Genomic DNA, 21,400 nt, shown 5'->3' with positions numbered 1-21,400 from the left:
ATATACTAAGGAAAAGGAGAAAGAAAGATGAAGAAAAAATCCTTACAAAAAATGAGCAGACTCTTTGCATCCGCAGTATTAGTCGGAACAATGTGTCTCGGAAATGTAGCAAATGTAAACGCAGCAGATATTCCTGCTGAATGGGGACCAACAGAGACTCCTGAAGCAGCAATTACTGTAGAGTACAAGATGGGAAATGATGTAGTAACTCCAGCGAACGATGTCAGCTTTACCTTTACTAAAACTGCTGCACCTTCAGGAATGAGTACGAACGATATGCCGGCTATTTCAGTTGCAAATGTTAAATTCAATGCAGGAGAAGATAAGATTAAAGATACTACTGCTAAAGACATCAAAGTGTTAAGAAAACAGAGCGATAACTTTCTTGCAAGTTTCAAAGCAGCAATGGATACTAGTACAAAAATGACAACTGGTGAATATGTTTATAAAGTAACGTCAACTAGTACTGTAACAAAGGCAAAAACTAATGATGTATTTACAGGGTCAGATGCTGAATACAAACTTAATATTTTCGTAGCACAGCATACAGATGGTAAATTATACATTAAAGGTCTTTCAATTATTAATACTAAGAATGATGCAGGAACAGATACTGGTAACGATGCAAAAGTAGATGGTAAGCCAGGAACAACAACAGGTGGTACAGCAAGTAACTTCAGTGGTCTTAAATTCGTGAATGAATATGTTGCAAAAGCTGGTAGCGTAGATCCAACAGATCCGATTAAACCAGATCCGAATGATCCAAAATCTTACGCATTCAAAGTAACGAATAATACTGAGAGCAAAGGAACTCAAACTGGAAGCTTCGAATATACTATGACAGTAACAAAGCCATCAGGAATTACAACAGCTGATAATACATATGTTTATTATGTAGATGGAACACAAAAAACTGGAACTTATGGAACAGAGGTAACATTTACATTGCCAGATACTAAGAGCATGATGATTAAGAGCTGCTATGCTGGATCTAAAGTAACAGTTGATCAGAAAGGTGTAGCAAACTGGACAGCAACAGCAGAAACGACATTCAATGGAGTAAAAGATACTCAGAAATTATCAGCAGCAGTAGGTAAGAATCTTAAGGTTGCAGACAAAACTCTTGGACAGAAAGAAAACAAGGTTGATTACAAAAACATTTACAAAGATATCGCAGTAACAGGTATCATCGTAAATAATTTCCCATTCATTATCATGATTGCTATCGCAGTTGTTGCATTTGCAGGTATCGTAGCAATGAACAGCAAGAAGAGAATGAACAGAAGATAAGGGTAACGAATATAGACAGAGGAATGATTTAGCATGTGCAGACACAGAGGTATTTGCAGAGTAATAAGAGGAATGAATGGAATACTGGATTATGGTTTACTTCTGCTTTTGCTTCTGGGTCTGGTATATGGATGCTATGCATTATGGGATTCGCAGAATCTGGCAGAGGAAGCAACGTCAGAACAATATGCGATTTATAAACCTCAAGAAGATACGCTGGGATTCCAGGAATTACAGTCGATGAATTCGGATGTGATTGCCTGGATCACAGTGTATGATACCCCGATTGATTATCCGGTTGTACAGGGAAAAGATAATTGGGAATATGTTAACAAGAATGCAGAAGGTGAATATTCCCTGACCGGTGCAATTTTTATGGATTCCGAAAGTAATCCGGATTTTCAGGATTTTAATACTATTCTCTATGGACATAATATGGTTCCAAATGTCATGTTCGGAAGTATCAAGGAATTTAAAGAACAAGCCTTTTACGAAGCACACCCGTATGGTAATCTATTTGTTCAAAATCGTAATTTTGGATTGGAAATCATTGCATTAATAGAAGCGGATGCTTATGACAGTTCTGTTTTTAATATAAATGTAACAAGAAATGACACTATCCCTTATTTGGAAGTGATTCGAAATCATGCGGTTTATATGAATGACATTACGTTAGAAGCAGATGATAGAATTCTTCTATTATCTACTTGTTCATCAGAGTCAACTAACGGAAGAGATATTCTTGTAGCAAGAATTACAGACCAGACATACAAAGATACATACAGTGCCAAAGATCAAGAACATACGGGGCATGAAGCGGTAGACCGACGAGGCGGATGGAGAGATTTTATGCCTGGATGGAAGGCTACGTTGTTCTTATTACTGCTCCTATTGATATTAATCTGTTTCGCAGATCAGTGGATTTGCAGACGAAGAAGGAAAGGACGGAAATAACATCAAAATGAAGAGACAGAACGCAGAAACTGACAAGGCGTTTCGTATACTGGATATTTGTAACGAGTTATTGAATTGGATTTTGATGATTATTTTAGTTATTCTTTTTTGTTATGGAACCTATGGCATTGGAGACAGCTACATGTTGGAAGAAAATGCCATGCCGGAACATTATGAAATCTATCGTCCAACGGAAGAAGACTATGGGGATTTTGATGAATTGAAGGCGCAGAACAGTGATGTATGTGGCTGGATTACGATTTATGGAACACATGTGGATTATCCGGTAGTACAGTCGAAGGATAACAGCACATATTTAATGAGGAATCCGCGTGGAGAATATAGCTTGTCTGGCTCAATCTTCATGGATTATATGAATCAGAAGGATTTTTCAGATTTTAATACCATTATTTATGGTCACCATATGGATGGCGGAGCGATGTTCGGGGATTTTGACCGATATCTGGATCCGTCTTTTGCGGACAGTCATTTGTATGGAAATGTTTTTGCCAGTGGAAAAGATTATGGACTGGAGTTATTTGCATTCTTGGAGTTGGATGCTTATAATACAGGTCTTTATGTAACACCGGTGCAGGAAGTTTCCCGGAAAGAACAGTATTTGCAAGAGATAGAAGATACTGCTTTGTGGTATCGTCAAATCAGTCTTTCCACAGAGGACCGGCTGGTAGTGATGTCTACGTGTACGGAAAATATCACGAACGGAAGGCATATTCTGATAGGAAAGCTTTCAAAACAAACGTATAAAGATACGTATAAGAAAACTTTGAAAAGGAACAGTCAGATTGACCGAATCGACTGGGGGATTTTCTGGAAAACTAGTATGAAGCGATTAGGTGTTCTGATTCTGCTGTTGTTCAGTATTTTGTTACTGATGGCAGTGGAGAGGAGCGGAAAGAGAAAGAAAACAAAAAATAACAGTAGAAAACTGGAAAACTGACAGAGGTATGTATGTGAAAAGTGAAAGATATAAACAGAGAATAAAGCTGGTATGCCTTGCTTTTTTGATGATGGTATGTGTGGTCATTCCAAATCAGGTATATGCAGCGGGGAAAAATAAAGAAGCTGCTCTGACGGTGGAACAGACTGTAAAAGGGAAAACAAACGGGACTACAGATGAGTTTCAATATGAGTTGACAAGTTTAGATTCTGGCAATCCAATGCCGGAAGGAAGCAATGGAGACAGGTTGAAATTTAGCCTTAAAGGTAATGAAAGTAAGGAATTGGTTTTTTCTTATGAGGAGGCAGCTACTTATCGATATCAGCTGAAACAGGTTGTTGAGAAAGATGATAAGGATTATGATGGGCAGGTTTATACCATAGAGAATTATGTAATGCAGAATGGCTCAGAAGATTTTTTAGTTAAGACTGCAATTAAAAGAAAAGATGGGAATAAATCGCCGACATTAAGTTTTACAATCCAACATAAGGCGAAAGATGAGACACCAGTGAAAAATACAGCAAGTGTCCCAAAATCAGGAGACGATCAGTCCTTTATTTCGCTAATCTCATTAATTTTGAGTGCACTGCTTATAATAGTAGTATATAAGTGGAATAAGAATCGGCGTGTTTAAGACCGATGTAAAATAATGGTGGCAGTTGGGGACGGAGTTTAGTGGCTTTTTGGCTTGCCAAAAAAGCCACTAAACTCCGTCCCCAACCGGCACCTTTTAATTCCCGTCACCACTGGTCTAGCGAGAGATGATATGAAAAAAGATTCCCAAACGGGAATCTTTTTTTGAAAATAAAAAATAAACTCAGGAATAAGAATGTTTTTTGAAAAAGTGGTAGATAGTCTTCATGTAAAAGAAAATATTGATATTTATATTACAGGTTCTAATGCATATATGCTTTCAGGGGATTTGGCTACACTATTAACAGGAAGGTATGTTGAAATTTCTATGTTACCGCTCTCCTTTAAAGAATATGTTGAAATTACAGGAATTCCAAAAGAACAGGCATTTTCAGAATATATGAAAACAGGTGGATTTCCCTACATTGCAGTGATGGACAGAACAGATGAAAAAGTGGAGATCTATTTGGAAGGTATTTATAATACGGTGATTGTAAGAGATATTGAAGATCGTCAGGCAAGAAAAGAGATGAATTGCGGCAAGCGAAAAATCACAGACATTACATTGTTGAAGACAATTGCGCGATATCTGGCAAGTGTGATCGGAAGCCCAATCTCTATAAAAAGTATTACAAATTATTTGATTTCATCAGGTAGAAAAGTATCTGCGAATACGGTGAGTGATTATGTAGATGCGTTGACAGAATCATTTATATTTTATTCAGTAGATAGATTTGATATAGTAGGAAAACAGTTGTTAAAAGTTAATAAGAAGTTGTATATGGTTGATTTGGGGCTTCGCAATCACATTTTGCCAAGAAAGCGTTATGATCTTGGATTTTCCATTGAAAATATTGTGTTTTTTGAATTATTGCGCCGTGGGAATAAGGTGAATATAGGTAAATATGGCTCTACAGAAGTAGATTTTGTTGCTCAAAAACAAGGGGTAATCGTTTATTATCAGGTGACGGCAGATATGACAGCAGAAGAAACTTTTGAAAGAGAAATGAGACCATTAAAGGAAATTAAAGACAATTATGAAAAAATTGTTTTAACACTGGATCATTTTTCGCTTGGAAATTATGATGGTATAAAAGTAATTAATGTAATAGATTGGCTTTTGGAAAATCAGATTTGACGAGATAGGGGTGCCAGTTGGGGACGGGGTTTAGTGGACCAGTTGGGGACGGAGTTTAGTGGCTTTTTGCTATGCAAAAAAGCCACTAAACTCCGTCCCCAACCGGTCCCCACCAAAAGTTACAACATGGCTTAGGAGAAATTAATGAATAAAAAGAAAACTAATATATCTATTGCAGGAGTAGTCTGTTTATATTGCATAATGTTATTACTTATTTTATTGAAAATAAGCAATACTGGAAGAATGATCAGAATGGTTGATGTAAATGAAAAAAACATTTTGCAAAAATATATATGGATATAGCATTATTACTTCCACTAATAGCAGTACTCGGATTACACAAACTAATATGTAGAACAGACAGTTTCAAAAGTTTGAATATAAATTTAAAGAATTGGAAGGTTATCGTAATTTTAATACTTGCTTTGATAATTCAAATTCTTATGAAGGGTGTGAAAAATCCGCTTAGTTATTATAAGTTATTTTATTATTTAATAGTAATTGCGATACCAGAAGAAATTATAAGCAGAGGTATTGTGTATAATCAATTAAAAAATATAGGTGAAGAACGAGCAATAATTATTAGCGGGATCGTATGGGGAATAATGCATTCTTTGTTAATATGGGTACAAAATGGAATAGGATGGAATGGTATTATTGCTAGTATTGGTCTTTTGAGCAGTTATATAATTATAAATCACCCAGTTATTTTTTTGTATAAAAAAATGGATAATCTATTAATTATGATAATGTTGCATGCATTTATGGATGCTCTGTAGTATGGGTGTGAATGAAAATGAGTAATGAAGTTGATATCTTTGAGAGTGAACGGAGGAGAGCATTCTTGTGCGGCAGAACCACCGGCCTCCCAAAGAGCCATCAACCCCGTCCCCAACCGGCACCCAAAAGAGCCATCAACCCCGTCCCCAACTGGCACCCGTCCCTATTTGGCTCTGTTAGCAACCCTAAATTGATTAGGAGTCATATGATAGTGTTCTTTGAAACATTTATAAAAATGAGTTGTATTAGTAAAATGCAATTCTTCCATAATTTCTGAAATAGAGAAAGACGTTTCTTTTAGTAATGTAGCAGCTTTTTTCATACAGAAAGTTTGACCATAATCAAACAGACATTTGTGGGTATATTTTTTTACAATCGTATTCAGATAATTGCCACTATAGTTTAATATCTGTTCCAATTCGGAACGAGAGATTCTTCCATCTGTATCTTCTAATAAATGGCAAATATGAGAAAATAATATAAAATCATTGTCAGCTTCTACGTGAACCGGTGTAAAGTGAAAATGTGTAGAATCTGCCAGATAGTCAAACAATTCTAAAAGCATACCCTTTATAATATAAGTGGAACCAAGTTTTGGAAACATAATTGCACGTAAAATATTGTCAGTAATTGCGTGAAGAGTGTGGTACCAGTCTTTATTATTAAGTGCGGGAAGAAAATCTAAATATTCTTTTGTGTCAGGATTATCTAGATTGTCTGTAAGAAACTTTAATATAGGATTTATCCCTGGTTTTTCGATATCTGGAAAATATACTTTTTGTTCATCATCAGACAGTTGTTTTACAAGTTCTTTTGACATACCTATAAATAAGAGTGTTGCGTCTGAAGAAAAGACCTCCTTATGGACGATATTATGGTTCATTAAGCAACAATTCCCACTATGAAACACAAGATCAGATTGTTCTATCTGCTGGTGGATTTCTCCGTCTAAAACAATTAATAATTCATAGAAGTCGTGGATATGTGGAGCTCGGATATTAAATTGGTGTATTTCTTTTTTTGTTTGAAAATGATAAAAAGTATTTTCACGTGGTGATGTCATCAAGAAATTGAGATAAGCATTATCATCTGACTGACAGCATGTTTCGAGAGTGAACTGAATAGGTGTCAGTATCTTGATATAGGAGTTAATACCACTATTTAAATTATCCTGTTCGATAATATTATTAACTGTATAGGATGAAGCCATTTCAACAAGTCCTCCGTTTCATTCACGAATATGATAAGAATTTAAATATATTCTATCATATATGTTGTAGTATTATAAGACATAATTTATTAAAGTAATATTATAAAAAACATAAGCGTTTATGAAATAAAAAATAATTGTGCCGAGGAATAAGGAGGTTACAAAGTAATGCGTGAAACAGAAAAGAAATACTTGAAATGGTATCAGAAAATAGCCTATGGAGCAGGCGATTTAGCTTCAAACACAAGTTATGGATTAGTATCCAGCTTTGTGCTTTTGTATTTGTCAGATACAATGGGATTAAATACAGGAATCATCGGAACATTGATGTTAGTGTCTAAATTCTTAGATGGAATTTCAGATGTTATATTTGGTAATTTAATCGACCGTACGAAATCGAAACTAGGAAAAGCAAGACCGTGGATGTTATACGCTCAAATCGGTGTATCATTATGCTTGGTATTGCTGTTCTCTATTCCGGGTGGGCTTGGAACAACAGCACAATATGCCTATTTCTTTGCTTTTTATACAGCATTGAATGCTATATTCTATACAGCAAATGGAATTGCATATTCAGCATTATCAGCACTCATCACTAGAAATAAGAATGAGCGTGTTCAGCTCGGGTCCATTCGTTTTATGTTTGCTGTTGCAACAAATATTGTAATGGGATTTGCAGTAACAAATGGAGTAGAGGCATTTGGTGGTGGAGCTGCCGGATGGAGAATGGTTGCGATTATTTGTGGAACAATCGGTCTTGTAGTAAATACCATTAGTTGTCTTTGTGTAAAAGAATTACCAGAGGATGAAAATATTGTAGTTGAAGCAGAGTCAAAGACACAAGATGATAAGATTAGTTTTGGAGAATCTTTAAAACTTCTTTTTAGCAATAAATATTATATTTTAATAGTAGCCATTTATATTGTATATTATTTTATGAGTAACCTGACAACGGGTTCAGCTGTTTACTTTATGAAACAAGTACTTGGTGATGGCTCATTACTTGGTTTATTCTCAATGATGAAGATGTTCCCAGTTATTATTGCATTGATTTTTACACCTATATTAGTAAAGAAGACCGGAAGTATGCAGAAAGTTAACTTCTGGGGATATGTCATTAGTGATATTTTAGGTATTTTCTTAATCTTCTTTGCAATGCAGAAGAATTTGCCAATGATGCTTCTATTTATGTTCTTAAAAGGAACTTTTGCAGGAACAATGTCAGGTACATTAAATGCATTGATTGCAGAAATCAGTGGATACACATATCGTACAAAAGGTGTACATATTGATGGTATGATGTTTAGCTGCTCATCACTTGGAGTAAAAGTAGGTGGTGGTATCGGAACAGCAGCAGTGGGCTGGCTGTTAAATGCTTCCGGCTATGTTGGAACAGCAGCAACTCAGACGAGTGGGGCAATTAATATGATATTTAGCATGTATATTACAATTCCTGTAATCCTTGGAGTTGTAATCACTGTTCTTTTAGGACTTATGACAGTAGAAAAAGAAAATAAGAGAATCGATATGAAAAGAGAAGCGAATAATTAAAATAGAAAGAGGAACAAAGTATGCAGTGTCAGAAATTTAATGATTGCTGGACATTTGAAAAAGTAGGTCAGGATGATAGATTAAAGGCTTTTTATGGTGATGACAATAAAATAATTGTTACACTCCCATATGATGCTATGATTCGGGAAAAAAGGGATAAAGAGTGTCCGGCAGGTGCCCAGAGCGGCTTTTATCCTGGGGGAGTTTATACTTATGAAAAAGCATTTTTAGCACCAGAAGAATGGAAAAACCAGGATGTGGTGTTAGAGTTTGAAGGAATTTACGGAACAGCAAGAATCTGGATAAATGGGGCTCTTGCAACTGTAAACAAAAATGGATATATGGGTTTTCCTGTAGATTTAAAGCCGTGGATTTGTTATGGACAGGAAAATTTAATAAAAATTGATGTAGATAACAGTAATCAGCCAAATAGCAGATGGTATACGGGTTCTGGAATTTATCGTGATGTGAATTTATGGACAGGGAAAGGTGTCTATATTCCACATGATGAGATGAAAATAACTACGTTATCTGTAAATGATGATGTAGCAGTTGTGGAAGTTTGTGCCAAATTAAAGAATACGAAAGAATGCGGCATGGAAGCAAAATGCTATGTTGAATTGATATTTGAGGGAAAAACAGTTGCAACAGAAAAACAGAATATTGTATTTTATTCTGAAAGAACAGAAACTGTAAGAGTACACCTTCCTGTGAAATGTCCGAAAAAATGGAGTACAGATCATCCGAATTTATATCAGTGCTGTGTCAAAACATATATAGGAGACGAAATGTGTGATGAATATACAGTGGATTTCGGCATTAGGACGCTTGCACTTGATCCGGTAAATGGGTTTCAGATCAATGGGGAAACAGTGAATTTAAGAGGTACCTGCATTCATCATGATAATGGTGTGATAGGAGCAGAGACATTCCCAGAAGCGGAATGGTACCGGTGTAAAAGACTAAAAGAGGCAGGGTTCAATGCGATAAGAAGTTCGCATCATCCTATGAGCAGAGCAATGCTCGATGCTTGCGATCATTTAGGAATGCTTGTGATGGATGAGTTGACCGATATGTGGAATCGAGGTAAAAACACCTATGATTTTTCAGATATTTTCAAAGAGGAAGCACCAAAATGGATTCACCACATGGTAGATAAGGATTATAATCATCCATCGGTAGTTATCTATTCTGTAGGAAATGAGATACAGGAAGCAGGAACAAAGCAGGGTTCATGGATTAATCGTTCTTTGTGTAATAGGTTTCATGAACTAGATGCCACAAGATTCACTACAAATGCTTTAAATGGATTGAATTGTGCTGGAAAACGACTCAAGGTTATTATGAAGGAAGTTATTGAAAAGTTTGGAATGGACACACAAGGCAATGGAAGTGGTGGGGGAAGTAATGCTCTCAATAGTTTCATGAGTCTTATGTCTGGAGAAAAGGGCGAGTTTTTTGCAAAGCATTCGCTTGTTACAGAAGCCCTGGAAGAATGTGCTCAGAGCTGTGATATCACCGGACTTAATTATTTGAGTGGAAGATATGAACTTGAGCATGAGCTGCATCCGGGAAAAACGGTGCTTGGGACAGAAACATATCCAGCGGATATTGAAAATCTGTGGGAGAAAGTTACAAAATATCCACATGTTATTGGCGATTTTACCTGGACAGGTTATGACTATATCGGCGAAGCAGGAGTAGGAATTTTCCATTATGATGGAAAAGAGAATTTTACAAGTATCTATCCGGAAAGACTGGGGTATATCGGAGATATAGATTTAATTGGAAATCGCAGACCAATCAGTTATTTCAGGGAGATTGTATATGGATTGACAAATCAGCCATACATTGCGGTAGAACGTATGGAGCATAGGGGACAGACAGCAAGCAAAACCGCATGGATGTTTAAAGATAATATCAGTAGCTGGACTTGGAAAGGGTATGAAGGAGAAAAGGCCAGTGTTGATGTATATTCATCAGGAGATGAAGTAGAATTGTTTTTAAATGGTAAATCTCTTGGCAGGAAGTCGGCTGGAAAAAAATCTCATTACACAGCAACATATGAAGTGGCATATGAATCAGGGACTTTAAAGGCAGTAGCATATGAGTCAGGAAAAGTGATAGGAAAGTATGAACTTGTCACTGCTGATTCGGTAAAAAGGCTAAAGGCTTGTCGTGTTACCGAGAATGAACGTGATGTAGCATACGTAAAAGTGTGGTTAGAAGATGAACATGGTATTTGTAACCCACAAGAAACACAGAGGAGAATTATTCATGCTAAGGTTACGGGAAATGGTGTGTTAGAGGGATTTGGTACAGCAAATCCTTCAAGCGAAGAAGATTATTTTTCAGATACAGTAACAACTTTTGAAGGAAGTGCATTAGCTGTGGTTAGATGGAAAGATTTAAATTCGAAAGAACCTGCGGTCCTTCGGTTGTGGACGGTCTTTCAATTTGCGTCTGGTGTAAATATTTACTCACAATTCGGGCGGGTTTTTTCTGGCTTTTTTGCTCGCAAAAAAGCCAGAAAACTCCGTCCCTATTTAACTTCGAAGGAAAGAAATTTGTTTCTTTTTTGTTTTGGCGGACTTCCCTTATATACATTTAATTAATGATTGTAGATATTTATAAGGTAAAGAGGCTGAGATAAGATCGTGTGAAAAATACGTTGTTGGCCCAATCATGAAAGAGAGAGGACGAGCAAAATGAAAAAGTTTATTGCATTGAGTTTAGCAGCAATTATGGTAGTTTCTGTATGTGCTTGTGGAAGTGAAAAAACAAAATCAGCGGGAAAAGAGATTTTTTCATGCTATGATCTGGAAGTCCAGAACTTTGCAGAGTCCTTTGATACATCAGAAATTGTAACAATGATTTATCAGAAGAACCATGAGGTGTCGGAAAAATTTATTCAGGAAGACAAAAAGCAGATCAACAAACTATTTCAGGCACTTTGTAAAGTGGAGGTATTGGAAAAGACAGAAGAGAGAGCATCTGATTATGATTATATTTTTATTTTTACTCTGCGAACAGCGCAGGCATTTACATTTGCGTTCAATCAGCACCATCTGGTAATTGGAAATGATGCTTATTATGTTCAAGGCAATGAGGAACTATGGAAAATTGCAAAAGAAATCTCGTCAAGTGAGAACGCGCAAGGAGAGGTAAAAGGTCAGATGGAAGATTATCAGAAGAAAGAAGAATCGCAGCAAGAGAAAATTAAAGTTATTCCTACAGCGGCAGAACAGGTCGTATTGGAAGATCATCAGACTTCAGAATTCAGTATGAAACTTCCAACAGGCTGGGTGGTAAATTCCGGAGGTGATGGGATGGCCTTTAGTCTTTGTGCATACGATCCACAGAACCCGGTCAATCAAGTATTTGTACTTTTAAAAGCAATGCCACTGATGCATGATCCGAATAGCAGAAGTTATTATGAACAATCCCAGCAAATGTATGGCGGAAACTATTATATTATGGCAGACGCACCGGCGTTGGAGAATCCGTCCACAGAAAATTTCTATCAGATTTTCTCAAGCTATGCATCGTTTGCGGAGAAAGATGAACCATCTTATTATGGATATACATTTCCAAGGTTCCATGATTTTACTGTGATGGAGGCGTTTGAAAGTAATTCGGATATGAAATCTATTGCAATTAATCCTGCATTGCTACGTGCAAGTTTCACGGATGAAAGCGGAAGAAGAGGAGAAGGAATGTTTACGGCGGATGTTGTAGATTTTTCAGGAAATCTGCAGGATGCATCGTGGATGTTTGGATTTGATACAGGTTATTATATGGCGTACAATATCATGGCAGTCACTGCAGAAGAAAACAGTTTTATTGACTGGAAAAGTATTTTGTGTCAGTGCCTTGCTAGTATCGACTTTACAGATGCTTTTGTCAGTAATGCGATTGCACAGAGCAATGAGACAGTGGCGAATTCCAGACAGCTGAGTCAGACATTGAGTGATACATCTGATATGATTATGTCTTCGTGGGAAACAAGAAATACAAGCGATGATATTATTCGTCAGAAGCAGAGCGATGCAACGCTTGGTTTTGAGAGAATTTATGATACGGAGAAAGATAAAATATATAAAGCTACAAATGGGTGGAGTGATAAATATGCAGATGACAGATTCAAGCTTGTGACAGATGATAGCATGTATACAAGACCAATTGATGGATATATTGATTACTGAGACCAAATAGGGACGGAGTTTTCTGGCTTTTTTGCGAGCAAAAAAAGCCGGTCCCCAATGGCCTCAACCCCGTCCCCAACCGGCACTATCTTCTTCAAAAAACTTCAATACTTCGCTCTAATATCCCATTCATATGTGCAATTGCTGTTCCGTAATTGGTAATAGGAATATTCTGATCTTCGGCACATTGTATCCGGTATTTCATTTCTCTTTCATTTAGTGTACATCCACCACAATGAATGATCATACGATATTTACTTAAATCTGTCGGAAATTCTGTTCCGCTTGTGAATTCAAATTGAATATCTTTGCCGGTATAGCTTCGAATCCAGTTTGGCAGTTTGACCGTACCGATGTCTTCGCATTGTCTGTGATGAGTGCATCCTTCTGATATGAGAAGGATGTCTTCATCTAGCAGAGAATCTAATGTGTGTGCTCCGTTTACGACTGTTTTTAAATTGCCTTTATATCGTGCAAACAAGATTGAAAACGAAGTGAGAGGCACATCTTTTGGTACGATTGCAGCTACTTTTTTGAATGCCTGACTATCTGTGATGACAAGCTGTGGAGGAGCTGGCAACTTTTTGAGAGTGTCCTCTAATTCAGTTTCTTTTACTACGATAGAAATTGCATTGGATTCCAGCAGGTCACGAATGGTTTGCTGCTGTGGGAGAATTAATCTTCCCTTAGGAGCAGAGGAATCAATCGGGATAACCAGAACCACAGTGTCCAGAGGTTTTATTAAATCACCAACGATGTGTTTCTCATTTATAGTTTTAGGAAGCTGTGCGGCAATTAATTCTTTTAGTTCGTGGATATTCGTATTTGTTTTCGCACTGACAGAGATACATTGTTTCGGAGAAATGGTATCTGGCAGTGTGGATGGAACATCAGTTTTGGATATATCACACTTATTCCATACAACAATATAGGGTATGTGCTTATCCATAATACGGGTAAGGATATTTAAATCTTCACCCGTGGCACCGAGAGTGCTGTCGATAACAAGAACAGCGATATCGGTTTTGTTTAGCATCTGATATGCTTTTTGGATTCGAAGTTCTCCGAGTTCCCCGATATCATCAAGTCCGGGAGTATCGATAATAACCACAGGACCGAGAGGTAACAGTTCCATAGCCTTGAGGACAGGATCTGTAGTAGTACCTTTTATATCTGATACGATGGCCAGATTCTGTCCTGTGATTGCATTGATAATGCTGGATTTTCCAGCGTTGCGTCTGCCAAAAATTCCAATATGGATACGGTTGGAAGAAGGTGTTGCATTTAAACTCATAATAATTCTCCTAAAAACGGAAATCGCGGCGATTATTTTCTTCGATCAATCGGAGATTTTCACGCACAACTGCACGAGCCTTTTCGTTTGGTACATTGAACACTTCTCTTTCGATGAGTTTATCACCGATTGCTTTGGTGGCAGGACTTGCGTAATCCATTAAATATTCTTTCAATGTCATCAATGCATTCGGATGGCAGCAGTTCTGAATCTGTCCACTCTTGCACAGTGACATAAAACGGTCACCGGTACGTCCTTCGCGATAACATGCAGTACAGAAGCTTGGAATATAACCAAGTTCCATCAGCCATTTGACAACTTCGTCCAATGTACGTGTATCGATGACGTCAAACTGTTCTGATTTGGCATCGTCCGGCTCCGGCTCAGCATAGCCGCCGACACTTGTCCTAGAACCGCCACTGATCTGAGAGACACCGAGATGAAGAACACGTTCTCTTGTTTTCTGACTTTCTCTTGTAGAAATAATCATACCTGTGTAAGGTACGGCAATTCGGATGCAGGCAACGATCTTGGCAAATGTATCGTCATCAATTCCGTTATCAAAAGAATCTGCATCAATATCATCTGCATGACGGAGTCGAGGAACACTGATCGTATGAGGTCCAACCCCAAATGCTGCTTCAAGGTGTTCAGCATGCATTAAAAGACCTGCAAATTCGTAACGATATTTGTCCAGGCCAAAGAGTACACCGATTCCGACATCGTCAATGCCACCTTCCATAGCACGATCCATAGCCTCTGTGTGGTAGTCATAATCATGTTTTGGTCCTGTCGGATGCAATTCCAGATAGCTCTCTTTATGATAAGTTTCCTGGAATAAGATATAAGTTCCGATGCCGGCTTCTTTCAACAAGCGGTAATTGTCAACAGTTGTTGCCGCAATATTGATATTGACACGACGGATAGCACCATTCTTATGCTTAATGCTATAGATAGTCTTAATACATTCCAGATAATAATCCATTGTGTTATGTACCGGATCTTCTCCGGCTTCTAAAGCCAGACGCTTGTGTCCCATATCCTGTAGAGCAATCACTTCCTTGCGGATCTCATCCTGAGTAAGCTTCTTTCTTGCAATATGCTTGTTCTTCATATGATATGGACAGTAGGTGCAGCCATTGACACAATAATTTGATAAATAAAGCGGCGCAAACATAACGATACGATTTCCATAAAAATCTTTCTTGATCTGTTCAGCCAGTTTATAAATCTCCTGATTTTTTTCTTCAATATCACAAGCAAGAAGAACAGACGCTTCTCGGTGTGACAGTCCTTTTCTAAGCTTTGCCTTCTCAATCAAAGAGTTAATCAGAGCCTCGTTGTGCTTGTTCTCGTCTGCATAGGCAAGTGTGTCTAAAATCTCCTCGTGATTGATAAAGTCATCAGCATGTTTTGAATTTACGTCATACATAGTATAGCCCCCTTAGTAGTCGCGACGTTATTGTAAAAATGTCTCTTAAATTTGATTATATGGACTGAATTTGGCAAAGTCAACAATTGATAAAATGTAGTCAATATCACAGCTTCAATTTTGCAAATGCTTCCGCAAATGCGTTATTGATTGGCTCTTTTGCTTCTTTTGCCTGCTTTTTTAAATACTGATTTACATCTCGTTTGTTGGCACCTTTTCCCTCTTTCTTTTTGCGTTCTTCAAAGGCACTTAGCTTTTCTTTGTGACCGCATACACAGACAAATCGCTGCCCATCTCCTTTTCCAATTAAATCCATTTTCTTATGGCATACAGGACATCGGGCGTTTGTATGCCGGGAAATGGTTTCGCGGTGGCCACATTCACGATCCTGACACACGAGCATCTTACCGTGTTTTCCATTTACCTCCAGCATAAATTTTCCACAGTCAGGACATTTTGTACGAGTCATATTATCGTGACGGAAGGTTCCGTCGGCAGATTTGATCTCGGAAATCAATTGTTCTGTATAGTTCTGGATTTCATCCATAAACTGTTTGTCAGACTGCGTTCCTTTGGCTATGGCCTGAAGGCGTAATTCCCAGGATGCTGTAAGCTCAGGTTTCTTCAAATCTTCCGGTACAAGTTCCAAAAGCTGTTTTCCTTTAGAAGTGATGTGGATTTCATTTCCCTTCTTCTCCATGAGAAAACTGTTAAATAGTTTTTCGATGATATCGGCTCTGGTTGTAACTGTTCCAAGTCCACCGGTCTCACCGAGCGTTTTTACGATTGTTTTATCTCGGTTTGCGAGATATTTCACCGGGTTTTCCATTGCAGCGATTAAAGTACCTTCTGTAAAATATGCCGGTGGCTTTGTTTTTCCTTCTGTAATGGTAAATGTTTTTACACAAAGCTGCATGCCGGATTTTAATTTCATTAAGGAATCCGAGGCAGTCTGCATAGGAAGTTCCTCTTCATCACAGTCGACATCAGAATAATTGCTGTCTTCGTAAACCTCGCGCCAGCCAGGAGTCTTGTAAATAGTTCCTTTTGCGAGAAATGTTTCATTATTGTATGAAGCGGTGACGGTGGTGTCTTCGTATTCGGAAGCCGGGCAAAGAACGGCAAGGAAACGACGCACGACCATATCATAAATTTTACGCTCTTCGTTGCTCATATTTTCCAGCTGTACAAATTGTTCAGTTGGTATAATCGCATGATGGTCACTTACTTTTTTATTATTTACAAATGATTTATTTGCCTTGATCGGTTTGTTTGCGAGCTTTAAAGCAACGCGTTTGTAAGGTCCGACAGCGCAGGAGAGCAGACGCTCTTTTAATGTGCCAACCATATCTTCGGTCAGATAACGGGAATCTGTTCTTGGATAAGTAAGAACCTTGTGATTCTCGTAGAGCCGCTGCATGATATTCAGCGTTTGCTTTGCGGAATAACCATAGCGCTGATTCGCCTCTTGCTGTAATGCAGTCAGGTCATAAAGTGCCGGTGAGAAAGAATGTTTTTCCTTTTTCTGAATATCTGTAATCACGAAATCATTTTTCCCGGAAGATTGGAGTTTCTGTAATCTTTCCTTGTCAAAAGTGCGAGGAGAATGCGACTTTTTATCCGTCCATGTAAATGTGATTCCGTCTGCAATGGTTTTTAATCCGTAGTAGGATTTTGGCTTGAAAGAGCGGATCTCCTGTTCTCTGGCAGCAATCATGGCGAGTGTAGGTGTCTGGACGCGGCCGCAGGAGAGCTGGGCATTATATTTACATGTCAGTGCACGTGTGGCATTGATGCCAACGATCCAGTCGGATTCGGCACGTGCGACAGCTGCATGATAAAGCGGCTCGTAGCTTTTTCCTGGTTTAAGGTGGGCAAATCCATCCAGAATGGCCTTATCTGTAACGGAAGAAATCCAGAGTCTCTTTAGTGGTTTTTTATTGTTTGCTTTCTCAAGAATCCAGCGGGCAACAAGTTCACCTTCACGTCCGGCATCTGTGGCGATAATGATGTCGCTGATATCTTTTCGGTAAATGAGATCCTTGATTGCATGATACTGTTTTCCGGTCTGCTTGATGACTACCAGTTTCCAGTGCTTTGGGAGCATCGGCAAAGTATCCATACTCCATGTTTGATATTCTTTTCCATATTCTTCCGGGTCTGCCAATGTGACAAGATGGCCGAGTGCCCAGGTTACAACATAATCATTTCCTTCAATATAATTATTCGTTTTCTTATTACAGTGAAGAACGCGGGCAATATCCCGCGCTACTGAAGGTTTTTCTGCAATTACTAAGTGTTTGCTCATGAGTTAATCTCCTGAATAAATAGTATTTAATCTCTCTGCCAGCGTCCGGATGCTCCGCAAGGAAGTACCAGACCGGTGTTTTTAACCGGGAGTCCGATTTCCTGAGATTCTACGTGTCCGTTCCATGCCTTGAGTTCTGTTGCAATCATGTAAGTTAATACGGCAGGAGCAAGACCGGTTGTATATGAATTCACAAGGAAGAAAATGGCATCCTTTGATAAGATTTTAGTACAAAGCTTGATCAATGGATGAATCATGTCTTCAATCTTCCAAATCTCGCCTTTTGGGCCACGTCCATAAGAAGGCGGGTCCATAATGATGGCATCGTAAGTATTGCCACGGCGGATCTCACGCTCTACAAATTTGACACAGTCGTCTACAAGCCAACGGATAGGAGCATCGGCAAGTCCTGAAGATACAGCATTCTCTTTAGCCCATCCGACCATACCTTTTGAAGCGTCAACATGAGTAACCTGAGCTCCGGCAGCGGCAGCGGCAAGTGTAGCTCCTCCTGTGTATGCAAAAAGGTTCAAGACCTTTACAGGACGGTTTGCTTTTTTAATGATATCAGAGAACCAGTCCCAGTTTGCTGCCTGTTCAGGGAAAAGTCCTGTATGTTTAAAGTTGAATGGCTTCAGGTTAAATGTCAGAGAACCGTAATGAATCTGCCATTGCTGTGGAAGATCAAAGAATTCCCACTCTCCGCCACCTTTTTTACTGCGATGGTAATGTCCGTTGCGGTGCTTCCATCCGTAATCATTTTTCGGAGTGTCCCAGATGACCTGTGGGTCTGGACGAACCAAAATATAGTCGCCCCATCTCTCTAGTTTTTCACCTTTTGAACAATCTATTACTTCATAATCTTTCCAATTATCTGCAATCCACATAAATATAATCCTTTCTGAATTTATTGAAATAAAATCTAAAATATTATCGTGGACTTATTATAGCATGACAGAGAGAAAAGAACTAGTTCATATTGAAACCTTGGAAATTTTCTGTAAGATGTTCCCATATGTCCTTTCTTTTTATGTGAAAAGTTGATACTATATAAGATAAATAAAAAGACACAAGGAGGTTATTCGAGAATTATGGATAAGAATCAGCTGTATCGCAGAATCCCGAAGGTAGATGTTTTGTTAGAAGAGGACGGGATTCGAAAATTAGAAGAACGATATGGCAGATCCTGTGTCAAACGTGTTGTACAGGATGAACTGGAACGAGTTCGTATCCTGATTGGAGAATCTGTGGATGAGACAGACGTGTTAAAGGCGGTTGAGCAGTTGCCGGATCGTATCAGTAAAAGTCTGGAACTGCTGTATACACCGAATATACGAAGTGTTATTAATGGAACGGGTACTATTTTACACACGAATCTGGGGCGAGCACCACTTAATCGAGAACATGCAGAAAAACTGGCTTTGATCGCAACGCAGTATTCCAATCTGGAGTATGATTTGCAGCGAGGAGAACGGGGAGAGAGGAATGCACATTTTGAATCCTTGCTTTGCCGTCTGACAGGTGCAGAGGCAGCCCTTGTTGTAAATAATAATGCGGCAGCAGTTCTTTTGTGTCTGAGTACGCTTGCAAAATCAGGCGAGGTGATCGTGTCGCGAGGAGAACTGGTGGAGATTGGCGGAAAGTTCCGCATACCGGATGTGATGGAGCAAAGCGGTGCAGTTTTAGTTGAGGTCGGGACGACAAATAAAACACATCTGTCAGATTATGAGGAAGCGATCACAGAAGAGACAAAGGCTATTCTAAAGGTCCATACAAGCAACTATCAGATTGTCGGCTTTACAGAATCTGTTGCGGTACCAGAGCTGAAAGCAATTGCGAAAGAGCATGAGATTCCGATAATCGAAGATTTGGGAAGTGGAGCATTGGTTGATTTAAGTAAGTATGGTATTTCTCATGAGCCGATGATACAGGAGGCAATCTGCGGCGGTGCAGATGTTGTTTGCTTTAGTGGTGATAAGTTGTTGGGCGGTCCGCAGGCAGGAATCATAGTCGGCAGAAAATGTTATATCGATAAGATGAAGAAGGCTCCACTGACACGTGCATTGCGCGTGGATAAATTTACTACAGCTGCATTGGAGATGACACTCGAGGAATATTTATCGGAAGAGAGAGCGATGCAGAGGATACCTGTCTTAAAGATGATATCTGAGATGCCAGATACTGTGAAACAGCGTGCACAAAAGTTGAAATCTCAGTTAGAACAGCACAAGCTTCCTGCTCAGATCGTGTTAGAAGATTGTGAGTCGCAGATTGGCGGAGGGGCGCTTCCGCTTGAAAAGATTTCCAGTACAGCAGTTGCAATACGTTCGGAAATATGTTCGGCATCAGAGATGGAAAAGAGAATGCGAGCTTTGGCGACACCGATTATCGGGAGAATGATAAACGGTGTCTGGGCTATGGATATGCGGACAATAGAGGAAGAAAAGATTCCTTACATTGTCGATTGTATACAAAATGTGCTGAACAGTTGCAGGATTTGAATCAATGACAGAAAAAAAGGAAAAGGATAAGAAGCAGAAATGAATTTAAAACAGTTAGAGGCGTTTGTGAATGTGGCAGAAAAGCGCAGCTTCTCAAAAGCAGCGCGAGAGCTGTATCTGACACAGCCAACGGTCAGTGCACATGTTTCCGCATTGGAGAAAGAATTGAATATCAAATTGTTTTTGCGAAATACAAGAGAAGTAGGCCTTACAGATGAAGGCGAAAAGTTATATCAATATGCAAGACAGATGTTGAATCTGGAACAATTGATATATGAGGCTTTTGACAGTGATGTAGCTTCTAATTCTTGTATTAAGATTGCTGCTTCCACGATTCCGGCACAGTATCTCTTGCCGGACATATTAAGTCGTTATAGTAGTATGTATCCGAAGGAACAGTTTGAATTGGTTGAGTCGGATAGTGCCGGGGTGATAAGGGCTGTTTCGGAGCGTACGGTAGATATTGGATTTACGGGAACGATATTAGATAAGAAATCTTGTGAATATGTTCCGTTTTTTGATGATGAATTGATTATTGTCATGCCAAACAACGAGAAATATCGTCAGATAAAGGAGACAGAAACCGGGATAGAGTGGCTGGAACGAGTTCCAATTATAATGAGGGAGCAAGGTTCCGGAACAAGAAAAGAGGCAGAAAAGCAATTAAAGCGGGAAGGGATTGATATTCGAAAACTAAACGTAGTTGCAAATATGGAAAATACGGAGGTGATAAAACAATCTGTAAAAAAAGGAATTGGTGTAACAATCATTTCAAAGCTTGCAGCAGCGGAGGATTTGAAATGGGAGAATGTTCTGGCATATCCGCTGGGAGAAAAAAAGAGGGTTCGAAAATTGTATGTCGTATATAATAAAGAATATCCTCGCACAAAGGCTGTGAAAAAGATGATGAAAATAGCGGAAACATTCAAAAGTGAATTAGAATAGAATGTGTTACTGTGAACAGTAACTAGAATTTTCACAGAAAACAGTATATACTAAGAGATAGTGCATTCGATATATTTAAGTTGAACGAATTGCTTTAATCTGGGTGCGGCTGGGCAGCTGGTGTGTCCCCTGGTCTTCAAAACCAGTGTGAGGCGTGTGGAACGTCTTGGGTGGGTTCGATTCCCACACGTATCCGCCAAA

At 38.8% G+C, this 21,400-nt stretch carries 17 protein-coding genes and 1 tRNA gene; 13 read left to right on the top strand and 5 right to left on the bottom strand.

The window, feature by feature from the left end; genetic code table 11:
• The first annotated feature begins 27 nt into the window (after positions 1–27).
• From D8Q48_RS12415 to D8Q48_RS12390, 7 genes are all read left to right on the top strand, one after another.
• Complete coding sequence (locus D8Q48_RS12415; protein ID WP_121056654.1) at positions 28–1,290, top strand: hypothetical protein; 1,263 nt, start codon at positions 28–30, stop codon at positions 1,288–1,290.
• A gap of 33 nt (positions 1,291–1,323) precedes the next feature.
• On the top strand, positions 1,324–2,244 hold the full coding sequence (gene srtB, locus D8Q48_RS12410) for a class B sortase (protein WP_121056652.1): 921 nt from the start codon (positions 1,324–1,326) through the stop codon (positions 2,242–2,244).
• 7 nt (positions 2,245–2,251) lie between these two features.
• Positions 2,252–3,202 (top strand): class B sortase, encoded by a 951-nt coding sequence (gene srtB, locus D8Q48_RS12405; protein WP_121056650.1) that lies wholly within the window; start codon positions 2,252–2,254, stop codon positions 3,200–3,202.
• Between the two features lie 13 nt (positions 3,203–3,215).
• Entirely contained in the window at positions 3,216–3,836 is a 621-nt protein-coding gene (locus tag D8Q48_RS12400; protein WP_147366001.1) for a hypothetical protein, read from the top strand.
• A gap of 195 nt (positions 3,837–4,031) precedes the next feature.
• Entirely contained in the window at positions 4,032–4,973 is a 942-nt protein-coding gene (locus D8Q48_RS12395; protein ID WP_118688225.1) for an ATP-binding protein, read from the top strand.
• Between the two features lie 144 nt (positions 4,974–5,117).
• A complete protein-coding gene (locus D8Q48_RS17245) occupies positions 5,118–5,276 on the top strand; it encodes a hypothetical protein (RefSeq protein ID WP_172696961.1) in 159 nt (52 codons plus the stop codon).
• Complete coding sequence (locus tag D8Q48_RS12390) at positions 5,267–5,752, top strand: CPBP family intramembrane glutamic endopeptidase (RefSeq protein WP_121056648.1); 486 nt, start codon at positions 5,267–5,269, stop codon at positions 5,750–5,752. Before D8Q48_RS17245 ends, D8Q48_RS12390 begins: the two co-directional genes overlap by 10 nt.
• A 164-nt stretch (positions 5,753–5,916) precedes the next feature.
• On the opposite strand, the gene D8Q48_RS12385 is transcribed toward D8Q48_RS12390, so the two are convergent.
• A complete protein-coding gene (locus tag D8Q48_RS12385; RefSeq protein WP_117990108.1) occupies positions 5,917–6,963 on the bottom strand; it encodes an AraC family transcriptional regulator in 1,047 nt (348 codons plus the stop codon).
• 168 nt (positions 6,964–7,131) lie between these two features.
• Between D8Q48_RS12385 and D8Q48_RS12380 the strand changes: the two genes are divergently transcribed.
• From D8Q48_RS12380 to D8Q48_RS12370, 3 genes are all read left to right on the top strand, one after another.
• Positions 7,132–8,514 carry an MFS transporter gene (locus D8Q48_RS12380; RefSeq protein WP_117990109.1) on the top strand — a complete coding sequence of 461 codons (1,383 nt, stop codon included), beginning with the start codon at positions 7,132–7,134 and terminating at the stop codon, positions 8,512–8,514.
• A 20-nt stretch (positions 8,515–8,534) separates the two neighbouring features.
• Entirely contained in the window at positions 8,535–11,129 is a 2,595-nt protein-coding gene (locus D8Q48_RS12375; RefSeq protein ID WP_121056646.1) for a DUF4982 domain-containing protein, read from the top strand.
• 93 nt (positions 11,130–11,222) lie between these two features.
• On the top strand, positions 11,223–12,719 hold the full coding sequence (locus tag D8Q48_RS12370) for a hypothetical protein (protein ID WP_121056644.1): 1,497 nt from the start codon (positions 11,223–11,225) through the stop codon (positions 12,717–12,719).
• 94 nt (positions 12,720–12,813) lie between these two features.
• Here the strand turns inward: D8Q48_RS12370 and hydF are convergent, their stop codons facing one another.
• The 4 genes from hydF to D8Q48_RS12350 all read right to left on the bottom strand — a co-directional run bounded on the left by hydF (position 12,814) and on the right by D8Q48_RS12350 (position 18,640).
• Positions 12,814–14,013, bottom strand: a complete 1,200-nt coding sequence (gene hydF, locus D8Q48_RS12365; protein WP_121056642.1) for a [FeFe] hydrogenase H-cluster maturation GTPase HydF — start codon at positions 14,011–14,013, stop codon at positions 12,814–12,816.
• A gap of 10 nt (positions 14,014–14,023) precedes the next feature.
• Positions 14,024–15,445, bottom strand: coding sequence for a [FeFe] hydrogenase H-cluster radical SAM maturase HydG (gene hydG / locus D8Q48_RS12360; RefSeq protein WP_118725094.1), 1,422 nt, complete (start codon positions 15,443–15,445; stop codon positions 14,024–14,026).
• 106 nt (positions 15,446–15,551) lie between these two features.
• On the bottom strand, positions 15,552–17,753 hold the full coding sequence (locus tag D8Q48_RS12355) for a DNA topoisomerase III (RefSeq protein ID WP_121056640.1): 2,202 nt from the start codon (positions 17,751–17,753) through the stop codon (positions 15,552–15,554).
• Positions 17,754–17,779: 26 nt separating this feature from the next.
• Entirely contained in the window at positions 17,780–18,640 is an 861-nt protein-coding gene (locus tag D8Q48_RS12350) for a class I SAM-dependent methyltransferase (RefSeq protein WP_117990115.1), read from the bottom strand.
• A gap of 204 nt (positions 18,641–18,844) precedes the next feature.
• Here D8Q48_RS12350 and selA point away from each other — a divergent pair, with 204 nt between their 5' ends.
• The 3 genes from selA (at position 18,845) to D8Q48_RS12335 (ending at position 21,398) form a co-directional block, all read left to right on the top strand.
• Complete coding sequence (gene selA / locus D8Q48_RS12345; protein ID WP_117990116.1) at positions 18,845–20,254, top strand: L-seryl-tRNA(Sec) selenium transferase; 1,410 nt, start codon at positions 18,845–18,847, stop codon at positions 20,252–20,254.
• A 39-nt stretch (positions 20,255–20,293) separates the two neighbouring features.
• Entirely contained in the window at positions 20,294–21,199 is a 906-nt protein-coding gene (locus tag D8Q48_RS12340; RefSeq protein WP_117990117.1) for a selenium metabolism-associated LysR family transcriptional regulator, read from the top strand.
• A gap of 101 nt (positions 21,200–21,300) precedes the next feature.
• A tRNA-Sec gene (locus D8Q48_RS12335) sits at positions 21,301–21,398 on the top strand.
• Positions 21,399–21,400 lie beyond the last annotated feature (2 nt).

The organism is Ruminococcus sp. B05, from assembly GCF_003628495.1.
In the GTDB taxonomy this organism is placed as follows: domain Bacteria; phylum Bacillota; class Clostridia; order Lachnospirales; family Lachnospiraceae; genus Schaedlerella; species Schaedlerella hominis.
This window is presented reverse-complemented; position numbering and strand designations above follow the sequence as displayed.